Origin of the sequence: Pseudomonas sp. NFX5, from assembly GCF_049132125.1 — a bacterium.
GTDB lineage: Bacteria > Pseudomonadota > Gammaproteobacteria > Pseudomonadales > Pseudomonadaceae > Aquipseudomonas > Aquipseudomonas marginalis.
In genome coordinates, this window is sequence record NZ_JAFMZG010000044.1 from 47,224 (window position 1) to 66,852 (window position 19,629).

The following is a 19,629-nucleotide window of genomic DNA, read 5'->3' on the forward strand; positions in this document are numbered from 1 at the left end:
GGACAATGTGCGCGTTGCTTTCGACCAACAGTGGACTCAGCGGCTCGTCTACTTGTCATGCCCAAAACCCTTCTCACGCGCATGTGGCGCATTATGCGAGTCGCTTGGCACCATCCGCTAGTGCTGCGAACCGGCAGAGCAGGCAAGCTGAGGGTAAATCTGAGCCAGGAGCCTGATATGCATATCGACAAAACCAAACCTGTAATGGTCACTGGAGCTACGGGCTATGTGGCCGGTTGGCTGGTCAGCCGCCTGCTGCAAGAAGGTTTGACGGTGCACGCTGCCGTCCGTGACCCGGATGATGCATCGAAACTGCACCCTCTGGCTGCGCTGGCTGAAAGCATGCCGGGCACTATCCACTTCTTCGCGGCAGATCTGCTTGCGCCGGGCTCTTACCAGAAGGCGATGCAAGGCTGCGAAGTCGTGTTCCATACTGCCTCGCCCTTCACCCTGGATATTCAGGACCCGGTCAAAGAACTGATAGAGCCGGCTCAACTCGGCACGCGCAATGTTCTGGAGTCTGCCAATGGGACGCCTTCGGTAAAGCGCGTTGTGGTGACTAGCAGCTGCGCCGCCATCTATGGCGACAATGCCGACCTGGCCAAGACCCCAGAAGGGCTGTTCACTGAAGAAATCTGGAACACCAGCTCCTCGGTCGATCATCAGGCCTATTCCTATTCGAAGCTGCTGGCGGAAAAAGAGGCTTGGTCCATTGCAAAGAAACAGGATCGCTGGCACCTGGTAACCATCAACCCTTCGCTGGTGATCGGGCCAGGAGTGAACCCCAACGGTACCTCCGAAAGCTTCAACCTCATTCGTCAGATGGGCGACGGCACCCTGAAGATGGGCGTGCCTGACATCGGCTTCGGTGTCGTCGATGTCAGGGATCTTGCGGAGGCCCACTTCCGGGGCGGTTTTGTCCCAGAGGCCAAAGGGCGCTTCATCGTATCAGGGCATAACACCAGCTTCCTGAAGATGGCTGAGACGCTGCTGGAACGCTATGGTGCGCGCTATCCAATCCCTCGTCGCAAGCTGCCCAAGTGGCTGGTCTGGACGGTCGGGCCACTTATGAACAAGGGACTCACGCGCAAAATGATCAGCCTGAATGTTGACCTGCCATGGCGAGCGGACAATCGTCGCAGCCGTGAGATATTGGGTGTGAGCTATCGTCCGATGCAGGACTCCATGAATGATTTCTTCGCGCAGCTGATAGAAAGTGGCCGCATAAAGGCACGTTGATCACATTATGGAACGATTCTCCGTCTCGTCAGGCTGGAAGGTACTGCTCGCAGACCTGGGCGTCCCGGTCCGCGAGTTCTTGGCTATGGCGCAACTGCCTAAAGACCTGTTCGAACGACGCGATGCCAGCCTGGCGAGCGCGGATTACTTTCGGCTATGGGAAACGCTGACAATATTGCTCGGTGATGCGCAGTTACCGCTGCGCATACTGCGTAATTTTTCAGCAGAAATGTTCGACCCGGCGACTTTCGCGGCATTTTGCAGCCCCAACCTGATTGTCGCATCCCAGCGTATTCAGCAATTCAAACCCCTGATCGGTCCAATGCACCTGGACATCGAGGTACACCCGGAGCGGCTGCGCCTGGGCATCCACTTCGGCGCGACCAGCGAGCAGCCCGCCACCGCGTTGATCGCTGTGGAACTGGGTTATTTCGTCCAGATTGCACGCATGGCGACGCGACAGGTTGTCGTGCCGCTGCGTGTCATTTCCCCCAGGACGCTCGAACCGAAACTGGCATACGAAGAGTTCTTTGGTTGTACCCTGGAGTTAGGTGACAGCATTGGCCTGGAGTTTTCCCGCGCCGACGCCGAGCGCCCGTTTATTACAGAAAACCAGGCCATGTGGGCACTGTTCGAGCCGAAGCTGCAGGAGCGGCTGGCCGAGCTGACCAGAGACTCATCCATAGCCAGCCAAGTGCGTAGTGTTCTGCTTGAGCTGGTGCCAAGTGGGATTACAGGTGCTGATGAGGTCGCACGCAAACTTGCAGTCAGTCGGCGCACCTTGCAACGACGACTCGCCGAGGAGAAAACAAGCTTTTCGCAAGTCCTGCACGGACTACGTGAAGAGTTGGCCCGCCATTACATCCGCAATTCAGAGCTGCCTTACACGCAGATTTCATTCTTGCTGGGTTACGACGACCCCAACTCTTTCTTTCGCGCCTTTCACGGCTGGACCGGGACAACACCGGAACGCTTGCGCCATGAGAACAAGCATTGATCCGAAAAAAAGCTCCACTTTAGTCGCTGGTTGTTGCAGGCATCCCAGGCATTGAATCTGGGGCAGGCGTACAGCAAATAGTTCCCTTGCATCCAACCCTCAAAAGACAGCCCCACAGTGGCCACCATTGATTTATATGTCATCGCTATCGAATTCGCCTGCGCCACTGCGGGCAAGCTAAGCCACCTGATTCGCAAACCTGCCCACCGCGTCGACCACCCGCTTGGCGCCGTCCTGAATTTCCACAATGACCTGGCCTGCCTGCGTGGCGAGTTCAAGACCTTGCTCTGCCTGGGATTTGCTGTTGGCCATTTCGGCGACGGTCTCATCCACCAGTTTCTGGTTCTGCAGCACCACCGAGGCGATTTCTTCCGTCGCCGTGCTGGTGCGCCCGGCCAGTTGCCGCACTTCATCAGCCACCACCGCAAAGCCTCGGCCTTGCTCGCCTGCACGGGCGGCTTCAATCGCGGCATTCAATGCCAGCAGGTTGGTTTGCTGGGCAATGCTGCTGATGGTCTGAATGATCGAACTGATCAGCAGTGACTGTTTTCCGAGGGCTTCGACTCCGCCGGCAGCCGCCTGCATATCAGCGGCGATTTTATGCATGGTATGCATCGTGTCGTTGACCACCACGGCTCCGCGCTCGGCACTGACATCGGTCTGCCGGGAAATTTCAAATGCGGTTTGCGCCGCGCCACTGACTTCCTGTTCCCGGGCAACCTGGTCGGAGACCACCGTGGCGAACTTGACCACCTTGCACAGTGCGCCTTCAGTGTCGTACACCGGGTTGTAGGTTGCTTCCAGCCACACGGTCTGGCCGCGGCTGTCAACGCGTTCAAATCGGCCGGCTACAAACTCGCCCCTGTTCAGGGTTGCCCAGAAATCCTTGTAGTGCTGCGACGAGGTTTCCTCCGGCTTGCAGAAAATCCGGTGGTGGCTGCCTTTGGCTTGCTCCAGGCTGTAGCCCATGGCGTGCAGGAACTGTTCATTGGCGGTGATGACATGCCCGGAGAGGTCGAACTCGATCACCGCCGTCGAGCGCAGCAATGCCTGGATGAAAGAGGTGTTTTCCGAGGCTTTTTCTACCCGGGCGGTAATGTTCGTTGCATAGCAGGTGACATGACTCAGCTGGCCGCTCGCATCCGTAATCGGCTGCCAATGTGCATGCAGCCATATCAATGAGCCGTCGGCATGCAGGTAGCGGTAATCGTCGGTAATGGACTTGCCAGCGGCGACCGCCGCTCGAAAATTATGAAAGCAGGGCAGCTTGGAGACGTACTGCGGCACGATCTCGGCCATGGCACGGCCTCGAAGTTGCTCCGGGGTGTAGCCCAACGACTTGGCAAAGTTGTCGTTGCATGCGGTGATCTTGAATGTCGAGTCGATGCTCAACGTCAGCATTTCACGGTTCAGGCCATCGCGCAGTTGGCGCAGTTCCAACAGCTCGGCTGCCTGGGCGTGAAGCTGGTTCTTGGCTTTTGTATTGAACATGGGAAACCGCCTCCTTGGGTTACATCCAGCCTATCGGCACGTCATTCTGCAAATTTAGACCGTTCGACGGGTAAAGCTTCATCAGCCAACCGGGATCCCCGCTGATGTGTTGCGGTCCGCCGCATGTACCGCGCCGGCGGCGAGCCCAGTGTCTTGCGAAACATGCTGATGAACGAACTGACCGACTCGTACCCGAGGGCTTCGGCGGTGCGTTGCACGGATTCGCCCTCGGCCAGGCTCTGCAAGGCCACGATGATTTGCCATTGCTTGCGCCATTGGCCAAAGGTTAGCCCAGTTTCGCTTTTAACCAAGCGCGCCAGGGAGCGCTCGCTCATGGCGACCTGGCGTGCCCATTGGGCCATGGTGCAGCGATTTGACGGGTCCTGGGCCAACCCCCGTGCGATGAAACGCAGCTGCGTTGTGGCCGGAAGCGGCAGGTACAGCTGTTCCGAGGGAGCCAGTTCCAACTGTTCGAGGAGCACGCTCGCCACGCGTGCATTGGCAGACGCCGGCGGATAGTCCTGGGCTTGGGCGCTCAGGTGCAGGATCAATTCCAGGACCAGCGGTGACAGCACCAGCGTGCAGCATGTGTGCGGTAGCGCGGCCGCACCGGGCTCTACGAACAGATAGCCGATCTTGCCGTTGGCGGTCACCCGGTTGCTGTGGGCAATACCGCCCGGGATCCATACGCCGAACCCCGACGGCACCATCCACACGCCATCCTCTACGGTGCATACGATGCCGCCGTGATACGCCACTACCAGTTGGCCTTTGCGGTGGGTATGGACGGGGAATTCGGTGTCGTTTCGCTGACTCCCCAGCATCAAAGCCACTGCGGGCTGGTCGAAACTGTCCAGTTCGAATTGATCCACCCCGTAGAGATGTGTCTCGTCCACGTCGCGCCACCTCGATTGTCTGAATTTGATTATATCTTGGCAGCATACTCAATATCGGCACGGCCTTGCAGTCCCTACCATCGTCAGCAAGGCCATTGCCGACTGCGAGATTCAACGATGCTGAGCGAAATCACAATTGCCCACCTCTACCTGCCGCCTTTCTTGCTCTACCTGGGCGTTACCGCCGTGGTTTACGCACTGCTGGAGCGGATCATGCGGCCCTGGCTGGGCTGGGCCTGGCACCCGAGCATGGCGCGTTTCTGCATGTCGTTGATCGTTCTCTCGATCCTTGTGCTGAAGTTTTGAGGCGCGGGCGATGACGATCAAACACCTGCTCAAGACCCTCGTCACCCTGGTGCTCGGCTTGACCGCACTGCTGCTGTGTACGCAGTTGTGGCGCGCCTATGAGTTGGCCCCCTGGACACGGGACGGGCGGGTCAGTGCGCAAGTCATCCGCATTGCCCCCGAAGTGTCCGGCCAGGTTGAACAACTGCTGATCGAGGACAACCAGTGGGTCGCCAAGGGCGCGTTGTTGTATCAGATCGACCGCAGCGCCTATCTGCTGGCCCGGCAACAGCGAACGGCCGAGCTTGCCGAGGCGCGCAGTGTGTTCGAACAGCGCCGCTCACAGCTCAGCCGTCGCCAGCAACTCGGCGATGCCATTGCGCGGGAGGAGACCGACAATGCGGCCCGGGACCTGGCGGTGGCCAGGGCGCGGGTGGACGCGGCCCAGAGCCAGTTGGCCCACGCGCAGCTGGATCTGCAGCGTACGACGGTTCGTTCACCGGTCGACGGGTATGTGACCCAGCTGCGGCTGCAGCCGGGTGACTACGCGGCGGCGGGCGATACCAATATCTTTGTGGTCGACAGCCATAGCTTCTGGGTCACCGCTTACTTCGAGGAGACCAAGCTGCCGGGTGTTCGCGTGGGGGCCGCGGCGTCCATCAAGCTCATGGGCTTTGCACCGCTGCTTGAAGGGCATGTGGCGAGCCTCGGCAGAGGCATTGCCGACGGCAACGAGCTGCGCAGTAACAGCGGCTTGCCCCAGGTGGCTCCTACGTTCAGCTGGATACGCCTGGCCCAGCGTGTGCCGGTTCGGATTGAGCTGGACAAGGTGCCACCGGGCGTGGAGCTGGCGGCGGGGATGACCGCGAGTATCGAGGTCGCCGAGGCGGGGGCCGCCCCCCATTGGCGGCTTACCCAGTGGCTGCAGGATTTCATGTGATGGCCGGTGCACTGCGAATGCTCGGGGCATGGTCGCCCGAGACCTCGGGGTATGTGCTGCGCAGTCTTGCGGCGGCGACATTGGCCCTGTGGCTGGGCTTCCAATTGCACCTGGAGGCGCCGTTCTCGGCGGCTTCGACCGTGTTGCTGCTGATCCATCCGCTGCAGGGCGCGGTGGTCGGCAAGGGCTTCAATCGCGTTCTGGGAACCCTGGTGGGGTTGCTCGCCGCCCTGGTCCTGACCGGCCTGTTCGCGCAAAAAATGCTGCTGTTCATCCTCGGGATCGGGGTGTGGCTCGGCCTTTGTGTCGGTGCCATGACCGTGCTTCGGCACTACCAGGCCACGGCGGCAGTGGTCGCAGGCTATACGGTTTGCCTTGCCCTGGGCCCGGCCATTGTCGCCCCGCAGCAAGGTTTCGAGCATATCGTGGCGCGGGGCACGGCCGTGGTCCTCGGGGTGTTGAGCCTGAGTCTGGTGGCGACGTTGTTCAGCCGCAAGACCGTCGAGTCCAAACTGAACAAGACGCTTGAGGACATCGCCGCCCGTACCTTGGAATTGCTGGCCTTGCGAATTGAGGGGGAGCAGGGCGCGCAACTGGCTAGTGCGCAGGGCCAACTCGCCATCGAGGTGAGTAAGGTGGACGAGCTTCTCGGGATCGGCCGAGGTGAGTCCCGCCTGATCCGTTCCAGGCTCGCGACCCTGCAGGCAGGGCTTGCGTATGTGCACGGGGTGATCCTGGACGAGTCACCGCTCAACCACGGTGGCTTGCCTTCCCTCGTTCGAATGGGCGCGCAACTGCAACAGCTGGCCGACGCAAAGCCGGGTTTTTCCGCGGCAGCCGAGCATGTCCGGGAGATGCAGCACTGCCTCGCCCAGGCCCATGAAAACCGTCAAAGCCAGCAGTGCTTGAGTGAACAATTGGCAGACCTGTCCAGCGCCTTGCTGAGCTTTGCCTGCCTTGAGCGCGCGCCCCGGACGCCGGCCCGCGCCGTGGGGTTCCACCGCCATTACGGCGACGCGCTGCGCAACGGTCTACGCGCCCTGGCGGCCACGCTTGCAACCGCTGCGGTCTGGTACCTGAGCGCCTGGGACCAGGGGCCAACCTTGCTGGCAGTGTTGGGCCCGTGCTGCACCTTGCTGGCCACCAGCCCGGCGCCCGCTCAAGGCATCGGCCGTTTCTTCGAGGGAACGCTGTACGGCATCGTAACGGCAGCGGCGTGCAAGTTCCTGGTGTTGCCGCACATCAGCGGGTTCGCGTTGCTCAGCGTCGTGCTGATCGCCTTCTGGACCGTCGGCATTCATGCCACCACCCGGCCGCGCCACGCCTTGCAGGGCATTGCCTACCTGATCGCGTTCAACACCCTCGTCGGCACCGGCGGCACGGCCCAGTACGACTTCACGGACTTCGCCAATCAAGCGCTCGCCTGGCTGGTAGCGCTTGCCATCTGCCTGCTGGCCTTCCAGCTACTGCCGGGGCAATCCGCCCGCCATGTACACGTCCTGACCCAGGCGCTGCACAGGGACACCCGGCGCTTACTCCGGCACGGGCGCCGCATGGACCTGCTCAAGTGGCAGGCCCGGCAACAGCACCGATTGGTTGCCTTGCAGGCACTCTTGGGCGCTGGTCACCAACCGGCGGGCGGCGCCGGCTCTGTGTCCCTTCAATTGAGCCGCCGGCTGCTGACTTTGCAACGCCAGACACGGGAGCTGGAACCTGACTCAGCAATCGCCAAATGTGCGCAAAGGGGCGAGCGGCGTATTTCACGGTATGCCTCCACTCCCGCGATCAGCGCGGCTCAGGCACGTCGGACGTCGAGATCATTGACCCGGCTGGGGGCTCACGCTCTGGCGGCTGGCTACCAGGATTTAGCCGGGCTGCTCGACACCTATTCAAGCATTACCAACGCGGATATCCGCATCCATTCCAGTTCAAACAACCAAGGTGAGATGAAATGAAGCAACTCCTTATCTGGACGCTTTTCGGCATGATCGCGTCGACGCCATGGGCCGTGCAGGCATCGGACGGGGCTGAGGCGCTGGCGCGCTGGCAGCAGCAATTCAAGCAGGAGCAAAAACAGCGGGCTGAACGCCCGAGGGGGGATCAGGGCTCGAGGTCCAAGGCCGCAATGATCGGGAAAGGGAAAACCTGATCGGATAGCGGCCGGGGCAGGGACATTCATCGGGCGAGGGCTTGATTGAACAGGTTCTGCAGAAGCCCCTCACCCCGCCGCAGAGTCAGAAGCTCTCAAGACGCACGTGGATTCCCGCTCGTCCAGCCAGCTCGATAACGTCTTCGAGTCGATCCGTGTCAACAATGAAACCGTCGTAATTTTCACCTCCGGAATCCAGGTGAAGAAACCGTTTACCGAACCGGGCGAGCCACTGATCAAAGTTATCGAGAACCTGTGGCATGGAGGTAGCGTTTTCCCGTACATAGGCGTAGGGCGTCTTCAAGCCACTGGCGCTTACCAGAAAGGGCGCTAGATACTCAAACACGTCATAGCCCCTCCAATCCACGCTGAGGAGTACAAGGTGTTCGAGTTTTTGCCCCTTGGCGTCATTCAGGAAACCTTCGGTGAGGGCACTGCAGGGGGCATCTCCCATCGCGTATCTGCGCATAACGCGGCGGACAAGTCTGGCGCCTTCTTTTTCCGCCGTGGTGGCCACCAGCGCCTGGGCAAAGGCTTCGAGGGCTTTTTTCTGGGAGGGGTCGCTGCGCTCGGGCCGCAGCTCTTTCATGATCGCTGAAGCGCTGAGGTTGGTTTCCTCGGGAGGAGGCATGGTAAAGCGTCCACCAAACAATCGATCCAAAATGCCCATGTCTGTCCCTGTATGAGTGTGAGGAAAACCATTGAGTCAAATGCAACTGCCGTTCAACAACTGCCCAGGGGCGATCAAGGCAAGGGCGCTGGGGTCACGGTGTACCAGCCCGACGGTGTTTTGGCACACACCTGCGGTCTCAGCGGCGTTTCTACGGTGGTGTCGGCCTGGGTGGAGAGCTGGCGGACGGCAATCACGCAGCCGGCCTTGAACGTGCTGATTTTCATCATTTGAAGTTCCATTTCATAGTCTTTACCGGGCTCGGGGATAAGCGTGACGGGCGCGGGAAAGCAGGAGAGTTGCGATCCCCCCATGGCGAACCCTGCAATAAACGGTTTACCGGCCGGGATGACATGTTCGTCAAACACCTTGGGCGATTGATTGATGGCTTTGCTCGCCTTGCTGGCAGGCATGCCAATCACGCTGTTCTGGCGGTCTGTCGCCCGGAAAGGGTAGAGCCCCGCCGAGTCGACATGGGCTGTTTGCCATCCGGCTTCTTCGGGGGTTTTGGTCAGCAGGGACTCGTTGTAGAACATCTCGCAGGTCTGGCCACTGATAAAGCCGGCGTGGGTGGTGTCACCGGTGATCAGGCGGACACGCGCGGTAGTGGTCGGGTCATATCGGCTGATGTGTGCTTCGTTGCGAACGTCGGTCTTGGTGGTGGCGCAGCCGATCAGCGTCAAGCTGACGGCCAGGGGAAACAGTAAACGCATGGGTAACCTTCATATCCTGTGAGGGTTGGGGGCCGCAACCATACTATGGCGGGGATATGTTCGCCCACTTGCGATACACAGGGGAAGGGACAGGGAGGGGACGTTCATGGCGGCTGTACATTGACGTAACATAGCCGCATAACACTCAGCCTCGGATGTTATCGGGAATGAAAATTGGCCCACTGGACGGGATGAAAATTGCCTATCACATCACCAGCCCACACGTTGCGTGCACTGTCGGAGCTCGATTACTACCACATTAGGTCGGTTCAGCTCCCCGTTGAAATCACCATGCTTGACGCGTGGAACATCACAACGGCTGAGCCGGGACTGGCCATGCGGCTGGCTTTCCGAATAAGGGACGCAATTTCTTCGTTATTCGGTGTGAGGCGAATCGGCGGGTTCTCCGGCGTTGCGCGAAAAACGGTACACGCAGGCGAACACCTGGATTTCTTTCTGGTGGAGCACAGCGCCTCCGATATCCTGGTTCTTACCGAGCGTGACAGGCATCTGGATGTCATGATCTGCCTTTCGATAACAGATCGTGTGCTCACCATCACATCATCGGTCGTCACGCATAACCTCTATGGACGCATCTACATGTTACCGGTAGGGCTCGCCCATAAAGTGATCGTCAGTAGTCATCTGCGCCGACTGAAGAGAAGCCTTGAAAGGCAGTAGAGGTTGGTTGTTCAGGTCGATCAGCGAACCCTACACGCGTCCATCAGCACCCATCCTGTCGCCCACTGACAGGCGCATGCACGGCCAGCAACTCAGCCACCCATTCGATAAACACGCGCAGCTTCAGGCTGATATGCCGGTTCGGCGGAAAGGCCACGTAAAGCGGCATCGGATCAAGGTGCCAGTCCTTGAACAAGGGCACTAACTCGCCCCGGTCCTCGAAGGCTTTCGACATGTAGCTGGGCAACCACAGCACGCCAAGTCGGCAGCCATGCAGACGGCTCGCCCGAGCCCGATCTGGAGGATCAGGTCCGTCTGGCGTTCAACAACCTGAATGCGATCCTGGGGGCTGCCGGCTGCACCTTTGACGATGTGATCGATGTGACGGTGTTTATCGTCGATCCCGAATCCAGGTTCGAGACGATCTGGAAGGTGGTGCCGGAGTTCTGGGGCGAAGCGCCGCACCCGACGCTGACTGGCGTGGGGGTTACGTGGCTGTATGGGTACCAGTTCGAGATCAAGGTGATTGCCAGGCTTGCTTTGTGAATCCGTGCTGGCACATCCACCTCAGCAAGCACGGCTAGGCGCAGGCTGTCGGTATAGTTGATCCTATCGTCCAACGCCTATCCCGGAGCTTGCAACCCGTGTCTGACTTGCCAGGCAACGCCGCCTACACACAGCGCTTCGACGCCGTGCTCGCTTATATCGACGCGAATCTTGAAGGTGACTTGTCGGTGAAGGCGCTGAGCGAGGTGGCGCATTTTTCGGTGTTTCACTTCCATCGGCAATTCACCGCGTTCGTGGGCATGCCGGTTGCGCGCTATGTGCAACTGATGCGCCTGCGCCGCGCGGCACATGACTTGTCTTCCCGCGCTGATTATTCGGTGCTGGAGGCGGCGCTGGGGGCCGGCTTCGAAAGTCCTGAAGCCTTTGCCAGGGCGTTCAGGCGAGCGTTCGGCATGGCGCCGAGCGCATTCCGGAAACGACCGGATTGGCAGCTCTGGCGCGGGGTATTCAGCGTCCCTTACTTTTCCAGGAGCATCATCATGCAGGTACGAATTGTGGAGTTTCCTGCGGTCAAGGTGGCCGCATTCGAGCACCGCGGCGCCCCAGGGCGCGTGAATGAAAGCGTGCAGACATTCATTGCGTGGCGCATGCACAGCGGGCAGTCGCCGGTGGCTTCAAGTCGCAGCTTCGGTATTCCCTTCGACAATCCTGATACGACCCCGGCCGATGAGTTCCGGTTTGCCATTTGCGGCGAGATTCACCAGGCGCTGGCCGCGAATGAGTTCGGCGTCACTGAACGCGTCATCCCCGGCGGGCGCTGTGTGGTGGTGCGTCATGTGGGTTCGCCGGATCACATCGCAGAGTCGATCTATCCGATCTACCGCGACTGGCTGCCTGGCAGCGGCGAGGAGCTTCGGGACCAGCCGTTGTTTTTCGAATACCTGAGCATTTTCCCCGAGACACCGCAGGATCAATGGCAGACCGATATTTATGTGCCGTTGCAATAGCGGCGCTCGCCAGCCTGTGGGAGCGCGACTGCGCTTCCACGCCAGGTGTTGCGGCCAGCTACGGCTGAGCGGTCCACACCGCCAGTTCATAACCATCCGGGTCAATGAAGTGAAACCTGCTGCCACCGGGGAACGAAAAGGTCTCGCGGCTGATCACGGCGCCTGCGGATTTGAGCCGCTGCTGCGTGCCTTCAAGATCATCCGCGTACAGGATCACCAGCGGGCCACCCGGTCGAACGGGCTCTGCGGTCGTGAACCCGCCGGTCAGCCTGCCATCGCTGAACTCGGTGTAGGTGGGGCCGTAGTCGACGAATGCCCAGCCGAACACCGCGCCGTAGAAGGCTTTGCTGCGGGCGATGTCGCCCACGTTGAACTCGATATTGTCGATCTGTCGGTCTTGACCGCGAACGCTCATGGTTGCCTCCTTGGCGGATGGTTGAGGGGCGAGTGTAGCGGTTTACACCCAGGACTGGGTTACCATGCCGGCGCGAAATTCCCGCCGAACCCTCTGGCCACTTATGTCCTCCAACGCGCTGTACACCGACCTGTCCATCTACTACGACCTGATGTGCGCCGACATCGACTACCGCGCGCAGAGCCACAGCGTGCGCCGCCTGCACCAGTTGTTCGGCAATGACGGGCGCCGCCATCTGGACCTTGCCTGCGGCACCGGGCCCCATGTGCGCCACTTCCTCGACTTCGGCTACCGCAGCACCGGCCTGGACATCAGCCAACCGATGCTGGACCTCGCCCAACTGCGTTGCCCCGAGGCACGGTTCAGCCGCCAGGACATGGCCGGCTTCCAGGTGGACGAACCGCAAGACCTGATCACCTGCTTCCTGTACTCGACCCACTACAACCCCGGGCTGGCCCAACTGCGCGCCTGCCTCGCCAGCGTGCACCACGCACTCGCCGACAACGGCGTGTTCTGCTTCAACGCGGTGGACAAACTGCATATCGACAACCGCTTGCTGGTACGCCATAGCGTGGAGTTTGAAGGCAGTCATTTCACCTTTGGCTCCGGCTGGCATTACCGCGGAGAAGGGGAGCAGCAGGCGCTGCGCCTGAGTATCGAGAAGACCACGGCGGGTGTGACCCAGGCCTGGCAGGATGAGCACACCATGGTGGCGCTGAGTTTCACGGAGTTGCAGGGGCTGTTACAGCCGTACTTTGAGGTGCAGGTGTTCGAGCATGACTATGAGCGGATCACGCCCTGGGCGGGCGTGACCGGGAATGCGTTGTTTGTGTGTGTGAAGCGTTAATGAACTGCCGCTCCTTCATATGCCTGAAAAAGACCCAGGCAGATCAACCGTCGCCTCCACCTCCGCAAGCAATCAGTTCAATAAGTCCCATTTGGTACCACTTATTCTGGCAACTCCATCCATGTTCAAAAGTAAAGGCGCTGGCCGTACCGCTGAACGCAAGGCCTGCTGAGAGAGCCAATGCTAATGCGATGGTCGAACGTACTTTCTTCATATTGTCTTTCATAAAAACTCCCTCTATCACTTGATCGCTGTGTGGCCCGAGTCGGTCAAGGTGGCGCGGTTGTCAAAACCAACCGCCCGTCTTTCGGCTGGGACACTCCTTACGCTTAATTGAACGGTATCTGAATCAAGGCAGCGGAGGATCGGCCTGCGCTGAAACAACGTTGATTCAGCGCAGCACGTTCCCCAGGCGCATTGGATAACGGGGCGCCAGCGACATCAATACGACAAGTGACCTATTACCTCGCCGCAAACCGACAGGCGAATGGCAAGCCGCGCTAATGATAGGCGTGCATTCCACACACCGTCGCACCCGGATATGTCCGGGCATGGACATCCCCCAGCTAACCCATTTCCCTGGCGAAATGCTTGGTCAGTTCGAGCAGGGTCGTTCGCAATTCAGGCGGACGCACGGGCTTGGACAGGATGGAGATATTCATGTGGATCAATGTGCTGCGGATACGCTCGATTTCATGGCCGGTCATGATCATGGCCGGTACTTCCCAACCACGCTGTTCGCGAATCGCAGCGATACACTCGGAACCTGAAATCCTAGGGCCCAGGTCGAAGTCGGCAATGATGATGTCGCATTCCGTGGTCACGTTCAGTCCATCGCTATGACTTTCTACCTCGCATCCCCATTTTTCCAGCAAGGCCGAGGTCGCCATCAGTACGTTGGAATCGTCTTCCACCAGGCAGACCCGCAGACCCTGCAGACGGCTTTGCGTGGCCGCTGGCCGTTGTGTCTCGGTGCCCGGCGCGACGCTTTCCAGGCGTTGGATAGTGGCGCGGGTGCCTTGGCCGAGCCGGGAGTCCAACTGGATATCCAGATTGAGCAACTGGCTGATGCGCTTGACGATGGACAAGCCCAACCCCAGGCCCTCGACATCCTTGTCGCGTGCGTGTCGCACCCGGTAAAACTCCTTGAATACGTCCGGCAGATGTTCAGCGGCGATGCCGCGTCCCTTGTCGTAGATGACAATGGCCAAGCCCTTGCCTCTGGGACGCACACCGATCAAGACCGGTTGGCCGGACGCGTATTTGAGCGTATTTGACACCAGGTTCTGCACCATGGTGGTCAACAGTCCCGCGTTGACATTCACCCAGTGCTCGCAAGGGCGCAGGCGCAGTTGAACCCCGGCCCAGCGCGCGGCCTCGGTGTTCTGTTTGACGACGTCCCGCAGCAGCGCGCCCAGGTTCACCGGTTCCGCTTGCGGCTCCAGCTTTCCGTTGTCGAGGGTGTAGATATCCAGGATCGAACGGAACAGTTGAGAGACGGTATGCAGCGAGCGGTCGATGTTGTCTACCAGGCGCAGTTCTTCGCCGCCCAAATTCGCGTCCCGCAGGCACGCGGTGAACAGGCCGATGGAGTGGATGGGCTGGCGCAGGTCGTGGCTGGCCTGGGCGAGAAAGCGTGATTTCTCCTGATTGGCGGCGATTGCCTCTTCCGATGCGATACGCGTGCGCTTGAGCAGAATGTGCGCATAGGCCGGTACTACGATGGTAGTCACGATCAGCATCAGGAACATGTAGGGCTGCGCGCGCCAGAAGGGGGTAAGCATGAAGATCATGACCAGCATGCTCAGCGCGATGAGTGTCGCGGCGGTCAAGTAGCGCGAGCCAAAGCGCATGCCATTGCCCAATGTGACCCAGAGCAACGCGGCATAAACCGGCAACGCGCCTTCTCCACCCACGATCATGGCGAAAGCGATGCCGGTATAGTCATGGGCCATGGCGAATAATCGGCGCCAGAAAAAGTGCCCTGGCCAGCGCTTGATCGCCATGCGCAGGGGGACTGCGACGCTGATGAAAAACGCCATGTACCACATGATCGGTACATAGGTGGCGAAGTCACTTGAAGGAAGGAGGGCCACCACAAAGATGTACAGCGAAGCACAGGTGCTGACCGTCAACCGCAATGTGGCCTGGTCCAGTTCACTGTTCTTTTCCGTCATGTTCATTGCGATTCTCCAGGGCAAGAAGTCGCTTAAAAGTTGAAACCTGGCGTTACAGTTTGCGTTACGATGCGCCGGACCTGAGGTGAGATGGACCTTGACATGACGCACAGAATAATAGTGGCAGATGACCATCCTCTGTTTCGCGAAGGTATGCTGAGAACCATAGAACGGCTTATGCCGACAGCGATGATAGAGCAGGCGGGCAATCTGGATGAAGTACTGGCGCTGGCGCGTGCGGGCGCAGAAGTTGATTCGTTGATTCTGGACCTGCGCTTTCCCGGTATCACGTCTATGCAGGTCATAGGCCAGTTGCGCAACGAGTTCAAGCGCACCTCGATCATTGTGGTGTCGATGGTCGATGACCTGGACATTATTTCCCAGGTCATCGCCCAAGGCGCTGATGGCTTTATCGGCAAAAACGTTGATCCGGCAGGCATTGCAGAAGCCATCCTGGCGATTCGGGAAGGGGAAGTCGTGGTGAAGTACAACCCCGAAAATCCCCTGCTGGACCCAAGCCTTGCCTCACTCACGGCCCGCCAACGGCAAGTGCTCGGCCTGGTTGCAGCGGGCAAGACCAATAAGGAAATAGCCAAGCAACTGGGGATCTCCCCGTTCACCGTACGCATCCATGTTTCCACTCTGCTTAAATCCCTGGGTGTGCCCACCCGTGCGGCGGCGGCGGCTCAATTCAGTAACTTTCCCGGTGCCAGTGGGTGGCCGGGCAAGCTCGATACGTGAATCAAGACGGTGCAGTGACCATTAGAGCGTGGGTTGGGGCACGGGGGTGTTACCGGGGATCAACTTGGCGCCTTTAGGCCTTTTTGGACAGTCGCCAGATGAATACCAGCGGGTCACCACGCCCTTTTCAATCATGAACCGCTGTTCGCAACGGGCGTAATCAGGCACATAACCCCATTCCATCGAATGGCTGCCGTTTGTAAGCCATACGTAGTCGTAGCCGATGATTTTCGAGTTGCCATCACTGAGGCCATGGCTGTTTTTCGGCGCCCCCCATGACGTCACCAACTCATCTTCGGATGCACCTACCCATGAAGCAGTAATGTCCGATGTCGTTTGATAACGCTGGTTCATGACCAGATTACTCAAGGGAGAACCCGCACACCCGGACAGCATCAGAATGGATAAGACGGTGATCCATGATTTCATATTTCGACTCCATTCATGCGGCTTCAATAATCGGGCATTACATCAACTGGCGAGCAATTCATTACATTAATTCAAGCCATTAATGTCCATCTGGCTATGCTAGACAAGTCCCTGTTGGTCGCCTATAGCACACTTGTACTATGGCGTCAGCTCACGCGCCCTCATAAGCTGTACACGCTCGAAAAAGTCTTAAAGGCTTTGAGCCCGAGCGCACACCGGAATGCACTTTAACTTCAGCGTTTAAGTGTTCCAGTGTGTTTGCCCGCCTGTGAATCCAAAGGCTCGATTAGTTGCACTACGTTGTGTCAACTTCACCGTGCATCCGGTCGAAATGGAATGGTATTAATCACAACTCAAGGTAAGTCTATGTGCTTGAAATATGGAAAACTACTTAGAATCGGATTCACGCTGTGCATACTGACCGCAGGCCTGGGAGGCTGTGCTAACACTGGGGATTTGATGAATTCCTTAAATCCGGGAGCACAAAAGTACGATGTTGCTTACCTGAAGAAAACCATCATCCCGGGAAAAACTACCAAGACTCAGGTGACGCAACTGTTCGGCGCTCCAGCCGAAGAGGAACTTGATTCAACGAGCAGAAGCAATGGGTCCAACTGGACCTATGATAAAAACCAGGAGGGCCTGGAAAAGTACATGACCCTGGCCCACAAATATGTCTCGACCGAGACAAGCCTGAAGATGTACGACGCCTCGTCGCAAGTGTCCAAGGCTCAGGGTGTCGCCAATGATGTCGGCAGTGTGACGGGCACGAAAAAAGCTCAAAGCCAGACCAAGGGAACGAGGTTGATAATCTACTTCGTGGATGACGTGGTGGATTACTACAGGCTTTACTGACACGTTCCACTTCTGATACGACACGCTGTGTCGTTTGATGCCTTAACACGCCAACCTACGCCTTATTGTTCTCAAGGGGGCGGCATCCAGCGATGCATCCCCCATGGTCCATGAGGTTGAACGCGTGGAAAAGAACAGCGAACTCAATCAGGCCACGTTACGCCTGACCGTCAGCGCCTGTGCGCTGCTGTACATCATCGTACTGAGCGGGCTGCGCCCCAGCGATACCGCAGCCTACACGCCCATCATCGTGTATATCTCCACATTCATCGTGGTGTCGATATTCCTGCGCATGGCGATCAAGCGCTGGCCAGGACACTTTTTTTGGCGGCGCTTGCTCTCCATGCTTCATGACTACACCGGTATCGCTTTCGCCATGGTGCTGGGAGGCGAAGGTGCATTGCCTATCTATGCCGCGCTGCTCTGGGTAACCCTGGGTAATGGCATGCGTTTCGGCTCACACTATCTGGCCCTGGCAACCGTGATCGCGTTGTCCACCCTTATCGTTATTTTCTTGTTCAACCCCTTCTGGCGCGCACAGCCCTACATGTTCCTGATGCTGATCGTGACCACCATCGTCGTGCCGGCCTATGCGCACATTCTGCTCAAGCGCACGCGTATCGCATCGGAAGAGGCAATCGCCGCCAATCAGGAGAAATCACGCTTTCTCGCCCAGGCCAGCCACGACCTGCGCCAGCCCATCCACTCCATCGGCCTGTTCACCGCGTGCCTGCGTGACGCGAATCTGAGCGGCGAAGAACTGCGCCTGGTGGACAACATCGACCGCTCGCTGCACACCGTCTCTCAGCTGTTCCGTTCGATCCTGGATATCTACACCCTCGACAACGGTAAGCTGGAGCCGCGAGCGGAACCGGTGAACCTGGGCGCACTGCTGCAGGAGGTCGTCAAACAGAACACCGAGGCCGCGCGCTGGGCCGGGATTGAACTGCGCCTGCGCCCTTGCGAGCACTGGGTGAATGTCAATGCGGGGCTGTTGACCACCATGGTGCAGAACCTGGTGTCCAATGCGATCAAGTACGCATCGGGAGAGCCCGTGCTGATCGGTGTCAGACGCCAGGCAAAGGGCTTGGCCGTGGTGGTTTACGATAAGGGCTGCGGTATCGCCGCCGAACATCTGCCGGACGTATTCAAAGAGTTTTACCGGGTGCGCCACGCACGCGACAAGGATGTCGAGGGCCTGGGGTTGGGCTTGTCCATCGTCAAGCGCATCAGCCAGTTGCTCAATGTCGATGTAGATATTCGCTCCACGCCCGGGCGCGGCACCCAGGTGGCAATCAGCGGGTTGAAACACGCCGCCCCCAAGGTCGTCGCGCCTCGGATGAAAAGCACCCATGAGCGCCTGAACGGACTACGGATATGCCTGATTGAAGACGACGCCAATGTGTTGCTGGCCACCAAGGCCCTGCTGGAGAAATGGGGCTGCGTCGTCGAGACCCACAGTGATGCGGATACCCTGGCCAGCGATTGCGACATCATCATTGCCGACTTCGACCTGGGCACAAAGGTCTCGGGGGCCGAATGTATCGCGGCAATACGCGAGTTCCGGGGTCAAGAGATACCGGCATTGGTCATCACCGGGCACGAAATCGAGCGCATCCGTCAATCACTGCACGCATTCAATATCTCGGTACTGGCCAAACCCGTGCGACCGCCGGAACTGCGTAACGTATTGCTTGAACAGGTCAAGTCAATGAAGTGTGAGTTACCCGTAGATCCATCAAGGGACTAGCAGGTGTAGCGCCCCGCGAAACGCGCGGCGGCTACTGCTCTATTGGGTACGTTCAAGGCACGTATCAGCGAAGACACGTGAATACGCACGGTATAGGGAGAGATTTCCAGTTCAGCGGCAATTTCCTTGTTGGTTTTACCTTGTGCGATCAAATGCCAGACTTCCCGCTGCCGCGACGTCAGTTTGCCCATCGCGTGATCACTCTCAAATGATGGCGATTCGGCCGGTTCGTATTTGACCACTACTTGGCCGTTCCGAATATCGTTGATGGCGTTACGTACCTCTTCGGCTGAAATGTTCTTGCCAATAAAACCATTGGCGCCGGCCTCCATCACTCGCGTAATGACCACGCTGTCATCGACTGTCGAAACAACAACGACTGCAGTAGTGCCTCTTTCCTCGCACAGTTTTGCAAGCTCTTTCAAGGAGCAAAGCCCTGGCAAATATACTTCGATAAACAGCATGGCGACAGGTTGCCAGCGATTCAGGAGAGCCCAGACTTCCTCCAGGTTTCCTGCCTGTTTTATTTTTGCTCCAGGTATTAAGCACTCCAGTAATCCTGTCATGCCCTCTCGATAAAGTGGATGTTCGTCCGCCACCACAATTCGGCAACTCATATCAGCAAGCACAACCCGTCCAGATCAATGAAAACACGCTTTGATCATGTCCGACTCATACAACTTATGATATAGAACAGCTGAACTAGTACACCTGTACTAGTTGCTAAAGGCCATTAAGCAATTAAGTGCATTTTGCTCGATGCAACTGCGGCACAAACAGCGTGCTTGAACCCGTTGCCAGGAAGGGCAGTGCTATCCTCCTTCTCAGCGCCTGGGCATA

General features: G+C 58.6%; 21 protein-coding genes and 3 pseudogenes. 13 read left to right on the forward strand and 11 right to left on the reverse strand.

Annotated features, from left to right (window positions below; translation table 11 throughout):
• Positions 1–177 precede the first annotated feature (177 nt).
• Positions 178–1,239 (forward strand): NAD-dependent epimerase/dehydratase family protein, encoded by a 1,062-nt coding sequence (locus tag J1N02_RS28155; protein ID WP_027608443.1) that lies wholly within the window; start codon positions 178–180, stop codon positions 1,237–1,239.
• A gap of 7 nt (positions 1,240–1,246) precedes the next feature.
• Entirely contained in the window at positions 1,247–2,236 is a 990-nt protein-coding gene (locus tag J1N02_RS28160; RefSeq protein WP_027608442.1) for a helix-turn-helix domain-containing protein, read from the forward strand.
• 177 nt (positions 2,237–2,413) lie between these two features.
• Here J1N02_RS28160 and J1N02_RS28165 read toward each other — a convergent pair whose 3' ends face one another.
• The 3 genes and pseudogenes from J1N02_RS28165 to J1N02_RS28175 form a co-directional block, all read right to left on the reverse strand.
• The gene (locus J1N02_RS28165) at positions 2,414–2,851 is read right to left on the reverse strand and encodes a methyl-accepting chemotaxis protein (protein ID WP_370671255.1); all 438 of its coding nucleotides are present in this window, start codon (positions 2,849–2,851) and stop codon (positions 2,414–2,416) included.
• A 102-nt stretch (positions 2,852–2,953) separates the two neighbouring features.
• Positions 2,954–3,727 (reverse strand): annotated as a pseudogene (locus J1N02_RS28170) (PAS domain-containing protein); the annotation flags it as partial.
• Between the two features lie 41 nt (positions 3,728–3,768).
• Positions 3,769–4,623: an AraC family transcriptional regulator gene (locus tag J1N02_RS28175; RefSeq protein ID WP_092357020.1), complete on the reverse strand. Its 855-nt coding sequence runs from the start codon at positions 4,621–4,623 to the stop codon at positions 3,769–3,771.
• A 117-nt stretch (positions 4,624–4,740) separates the two neighbouring features.
• Here J1N02_RS28175 and J1N02_RS28180 point away from each other — a divergent pair, with 117 nt between their 5' ends.
• Genes J1N02_RS28180 through J1N02_RS28195 form a run of 4 tightly spaced genes read left to right on the forward strand, consistent with a single transcriptional unit; the run spans position 4,741 to position 7,997 of the window.
• Positions 4,741–4,929, forward strand: coding sequence for a DUF1656 domain-containing protein (locus J1N02_RS28180; protein WP_166655288.1), 189 nt, complete (start codon positions 4,741–4,743; stop codon positions 4,927–4,929).
• A gap of 10 nt (positions 4,930–4,939) precedes the next feature.
• Positions 4,940–5,848 (forward strand): HlyD family secretion protein, encoded by a 909-nt coding sequence (locus tag J1N02_RS28185; RefSeq protein WP_027608438.1) that lies wholly within the window; start codon positions 4,940–4,942, stop codon positions 5,846–5,848.
• On the forward strand, positions 5,848–7,803 hold the full coding sequence (locus J1N02_RS28190) for an FUSC family protein (RefSeq protein WP_146476178.1): 1,956 nt from the start codon (positions 5,848–5,850) through the stop codon (positions 7,801–7,803). Before J1N02_RS28185 ends, J1N02_RS28190 begins: the two co-directional genes overlap by 1 nt.
• Positions 7,800–7,997 (forward strand): hypothetical protein, encoded by a 198-nt coding sequence (locus J1N02_RS28195; protein WP_027608437.1) that lies wholly within the window; start codon positions 7,800–7,802, stop codon positions 7,995–7,997. The genes J1N02_RS28190 and J1N02_RS28195 overlap by 4 nt, the downstream gene beginning before the upstream one ends.
• 85 nt (positions 7,998–8,082) lie before the next feature.
• On the opposite strand, the gene J1N02_RS28200 is transcribed toward J1N02_RS28195, so the two are convergent.
• Positions 8,083–8,667 (reverse strand): DUF6630 family protein, encoded by a 585-nt coding sequence (locus tag J1N02_RS28200; protein WP_421148075.1) that lies wholly within the window; start codon positions 8,665–8,667, stop codon positions 8,083–8,085.
• Positions 8,668–8,741: 74 nt separating this feature from the next.
• Positions 8,742–9,380, reverse strand: a complete 639-nt coding sequence (locus J1N02_RS28205; RefSeq protein WP_027608435.1) for a hypothetical protein — start codon at positions 9,378–9,380, stop codon at positions 8,742–8,744.
• Positions 9,381–9,578: 198 nt separating this feature from the next.
• Here J1N02_RS28205 and J1N02_RS28210 point away from each other — a divergent pair, with 198 nt between their 5' ends.
• The gene (locus J1N02_RS28210) at positions 9,579–10,061 is read left to right on the forward strand and encodes a DUF2867 domain-containing protein (protein ID WP_421148076.1); all 483 of its coding nucleotides are present in this window, start codon (positions 9,579–9,581) and stop codon (positions 10,059–10,061) included.
• Positions 10,062–10,104: 43 nt separating this feature from the next.
• Here J1N02_RS28210 and J1N02_RS28215 read toward each other — a convergent pair.
• Positions 10,105–10,323, reverse strand: a pseudogene (locus J1N02_RS28215) (LysR substrate-binding domain-containing protein); the annotation flags it as partial.
• On the opposite strand from J1N02_RS28215, the pseudogene J1N02_RS28220 reads away from it, so the two are divergent.
• Together J1N02_RS28220 and J1N02_RS28225 are read left to right on the forward strand one after the other, a co-directional pair.
• Positions 10,320–10,607 (forward strand): annotated as a pseudogene (locus J1N02_RS28220) (Rid family hydrolase); the annotation flags it as partial. The pseudogenes J1N02_RS28215 and J1N02_RS28220 overlap by 4 nt on opposite strands.
• Before the next feature lie 98 nt (positions 10,608–10,705).
• Complete coding sequence (locus J1N02_RS28225) at positions 10,706–11,575, forward strand: AraC family transcriptional regulator (protein ID WP_092357029.1); 870 nt, start codon at positions 10,706–10,708, stop codon at positions 11,573–11,575.
• A 58-nt stretch (positions 11,576–11,633) separates the two neighbouring features.
• Here J1N02_RS28225 and J1N02_RS28230 read toward each other — a convergent pair whose 3' ends face one another.
• Positions 11,634–11,990, reverse strand: a complete 357-nt coding sequence (locus J1N02_RS28230; protein WP_092357032.1) for a VOC family protein — start codon at positions 11,988–11,990, stop codon at positions 11,634–11,636.
• 103 nt (positions 11,991–12,093) lie between these two features.
• Here J1N02_RS28230 and J1N02_RS28235 point away from each other — a divergent pair, with 103 nt between their 5' ends.
• Entirely contained in the window at positions 12,094–12,837 is a 744-nt protein-coding gene (locus tag J1N02_RS28235) for a class I SAM-dependent DNA methyltransferase (protein ID WP_193603329.1), read from the forward strand.
• 43 nt (positions 12,838–12,880) lie between these two features.
• Here J1N02_RS28235 and J1N02_RS28240 read toward each other — a convergent pair whose 3' ends face one another.
• A complete protein-coding gene (locus tag J1N02_RS28240; protein ID WP_081744500.1) occupies positions 12,881–13,063 on the reverse strand; it encodes a hypothetical protein in 183 nt (60 codons plus the stop codon).
• Between the two features lie 340 nt (positions 13,064–13,403).
• Complete coding sequence (locus J1N02_RS28245) at positions 13,404–15,020, reverse strand: hybrid sensor histidine kinase/response regulator (protein WP_413682500.1); 1,617 nt, start codon at positions 15,018–15,020, stop codon at positions 13,404–13,406.
• A 96-nt stretch (positions 15,021–15,116) separates the two neighbouring features.
• On the opposite strand from J1N02_RS28245, the gene J1N02_RS28250 reads away from it, so the two are divergent.
• Positions 15,117–15,755: a response regulator gene (locus J1N02_RS28250; protein WP_027608115.1), complete on the forward strand. Its 639-nt coding sequence runs from the start codon at positions 15,117–15,119 to the stop codon at positions 15,753–15,755.
• Between the two features lie 21 nt (positions 15,756–15,776).
• On the opposite strand, the gene J1N02_RS28255 is transcribed toward J1N02_RS28250, so the two are convergent.
• Positions 15,777–16,184 (reverse strand): hypothetical protein, encoded by a 408-nt coding sequence (locus tag J1N02_RS28255; protein ID WP_027608114.1) that lies wholly within the window; start codon positions 16,182–16,184, stop codon positions 15,777–15,779.
• Positions 16,185–16,643: 459 nt separating this feature from the next.
• Between J1N02_RS28255 and J1N02_RS28260 the strand changes: the two genes are divergently transcribed.
• Positions 16,644–17,039 (forward strand): hypothetical protein, encoded by a 396-nt coding sequence (locus J1N02_RS28260; RefSeq protein WP_027608113.1) that lies wholly within the window; start codon positions 16,644–16,646, stop codon positions 17,037–17,039.
• A gap of 103 nt (positions 17,040–17,142) precedes the next feature.
• Entirely contained in the window at positions 17,143–18,789 is a 1,647-nt protein-coding gene (locus J1N02_RS28265; RefSeq protein WP_421148077.1) for a hybrid sensor histidine kinase/response regulator, read from the forward strand.
• Here J1N02_RS28265 and J1N02_RS28270 read toward each other — a convergent pair.
• The gene (locus J1N02_RS28270) at positions 18,786–19,406 is read right to left on the reverse strand and encodes a response regulator transcription factor (RefSeq protein ID WP_027606758.1); all 621 of its coding nucleotides are present in this window, start codon (positions 19,404–19,406) and stop codon (positions 18,786–18,788) included. The two genes, J1N02_RS28265 and J1N02_RS28270, sit on opposite strands and share 4 nt — an antisense overlap.
• Positions 19,407–19,629: the final 223 nt, after the last annotated feature.

What these genes read in the sequence shown, in the direction of transcription:
- J1N02_RS28155 (WP_027608443.1), top strand. Translation starts at nt 178, where the DNA reads ATGCATATCGACAAAACCAAACCTGTAATGGTCACTGGAGCTACGGGC.
- J1N02_RS28160 (WP_027608442.1), top strand. Translation starts at nt 1,247, where the DNA reads ATGGAACGATTCTCCGTCTCGTCAGGCTGGAAGGTACTGCTCGCAGAC.
- J1N02_RS28165 (WP_370671255.1), bottom strand. Translation starts at nt 2,851, where the DNA reads ATGCATACCATGCATAAAATCGCCGCTGATATGCAGGCGGCTGCCGGC.
- J1N02_RS28180 (WP_166655288.1), top strand. Translation starts at nt 4,741, where the DNA reads ATGCTGAGCGAAATCACAATTGCCCACCTCTACCTGCCGCCTTTCTTG.
- J1N02_RS28185 (WP_027608438.1), top strand. Translation starts at nt 4,940, where the DNA reads ATGACGATCAAACACCTGCTCAAGACCCTCGTCACCCTGGTGCTCGGC.
- J1N02_RS28190 (WP_146476178.1), top strand. Translation starts at nt 5,848, where the DNA reads ATGGCCGGTGCACTGCGAATGCTCGGGGCATGGTCGCCCGAGACCTCG.
- J1N02_RS28195 (WP_027608437.1), top strand. Translation starts at nt 7,800, where the DNA reads ATGAAGCAACTCCTTATCTGGACGCTTTTCGGCATGATCGCGTCGACG.
- J1N02_RS28200 (WP_421148075.1), bottom strand. Translation starts at nt 8,667, where the DNA reads ATGGGCATTTTGGATCGATTGTTTGGTGGACGCTTTACCATGCCTCCT.
- J1N02_RS28205 (WP_027608435.1), bottom strand. Translation starts at nt 9,380, where the DNA reads ATGCGTTTACTGTTTCCCCTGGCCGTCAGCTTGACGCTGATCGGCTGC.
- J1N02_RS28230 (WP_092357032.1), bottom strand. Translation starts at nt 11,990, where the DNA reads ATGAGCGTTCGCGGTCAAGACCGACAGATCGACAATATCGAGTTCAAC.
- J1N02_RS28235 (WP_193603329.1), top strand. Translation starts at nt 12,094, where the DNA reads ATGTCCTCCAACGCGCTGTACACCGACCTGTCCATCTACTACGACCTG.
- J1N02_RS28240 (WP_081744500.1), bottom strand. Translation starts at nt 13,063, where the DNA reads ATGAAAGACAATATGAAGAAAGTACGTTCGACCATCGCATTAGCATTG.
- J1N02_RS28245 (WP_413682500.1), bottom strand. Translation starts at nt 15,020, where the DNA reads ATGAACATGACGGAAAAGAACAGTGAACTGGACCAGGCCACATTGCGG.
- J1N02_RS28250 (WP_027608115.1), top strand. Translation starts at nt 15,117, where the DNA reads ATGACGCACAGAATAATAGTGGCAGATGACCATCCTCTGTTTCGCGAA.
- J1N02_RS28255 (WP_027608114.1), bottom strand. Translation starts at nt 16,184, where the DNA reads ATGAAATCATGGATCACCGTCTTATCCATTCTGATGCTGTCCGGGTGT.
- J1N02_RS28260 (WP_027608113.1), top strand. Translation starts at nt 16,644, where the DNA reads ATGAATTCCTTAAATCCGGGAGCACAAAAGTACGATGTTGCTTACCTG.
- J1N02_RS28265 (WP_421148077.1), top strand. Translation starts at nt 17,143, where the DNA reads ATGGTCCATGAGGTTGAACGCGTGGAAAAGAACAGCGAACTCAATCAG.
- J1N02_RS28270 (WP_027606758.1), bottom strand. Translation starts at nt 19,406, where the DNA reads ATGAGTTGCCGAATTGTGGTGGCGGACGAACATCCACTTTATCGAGAG.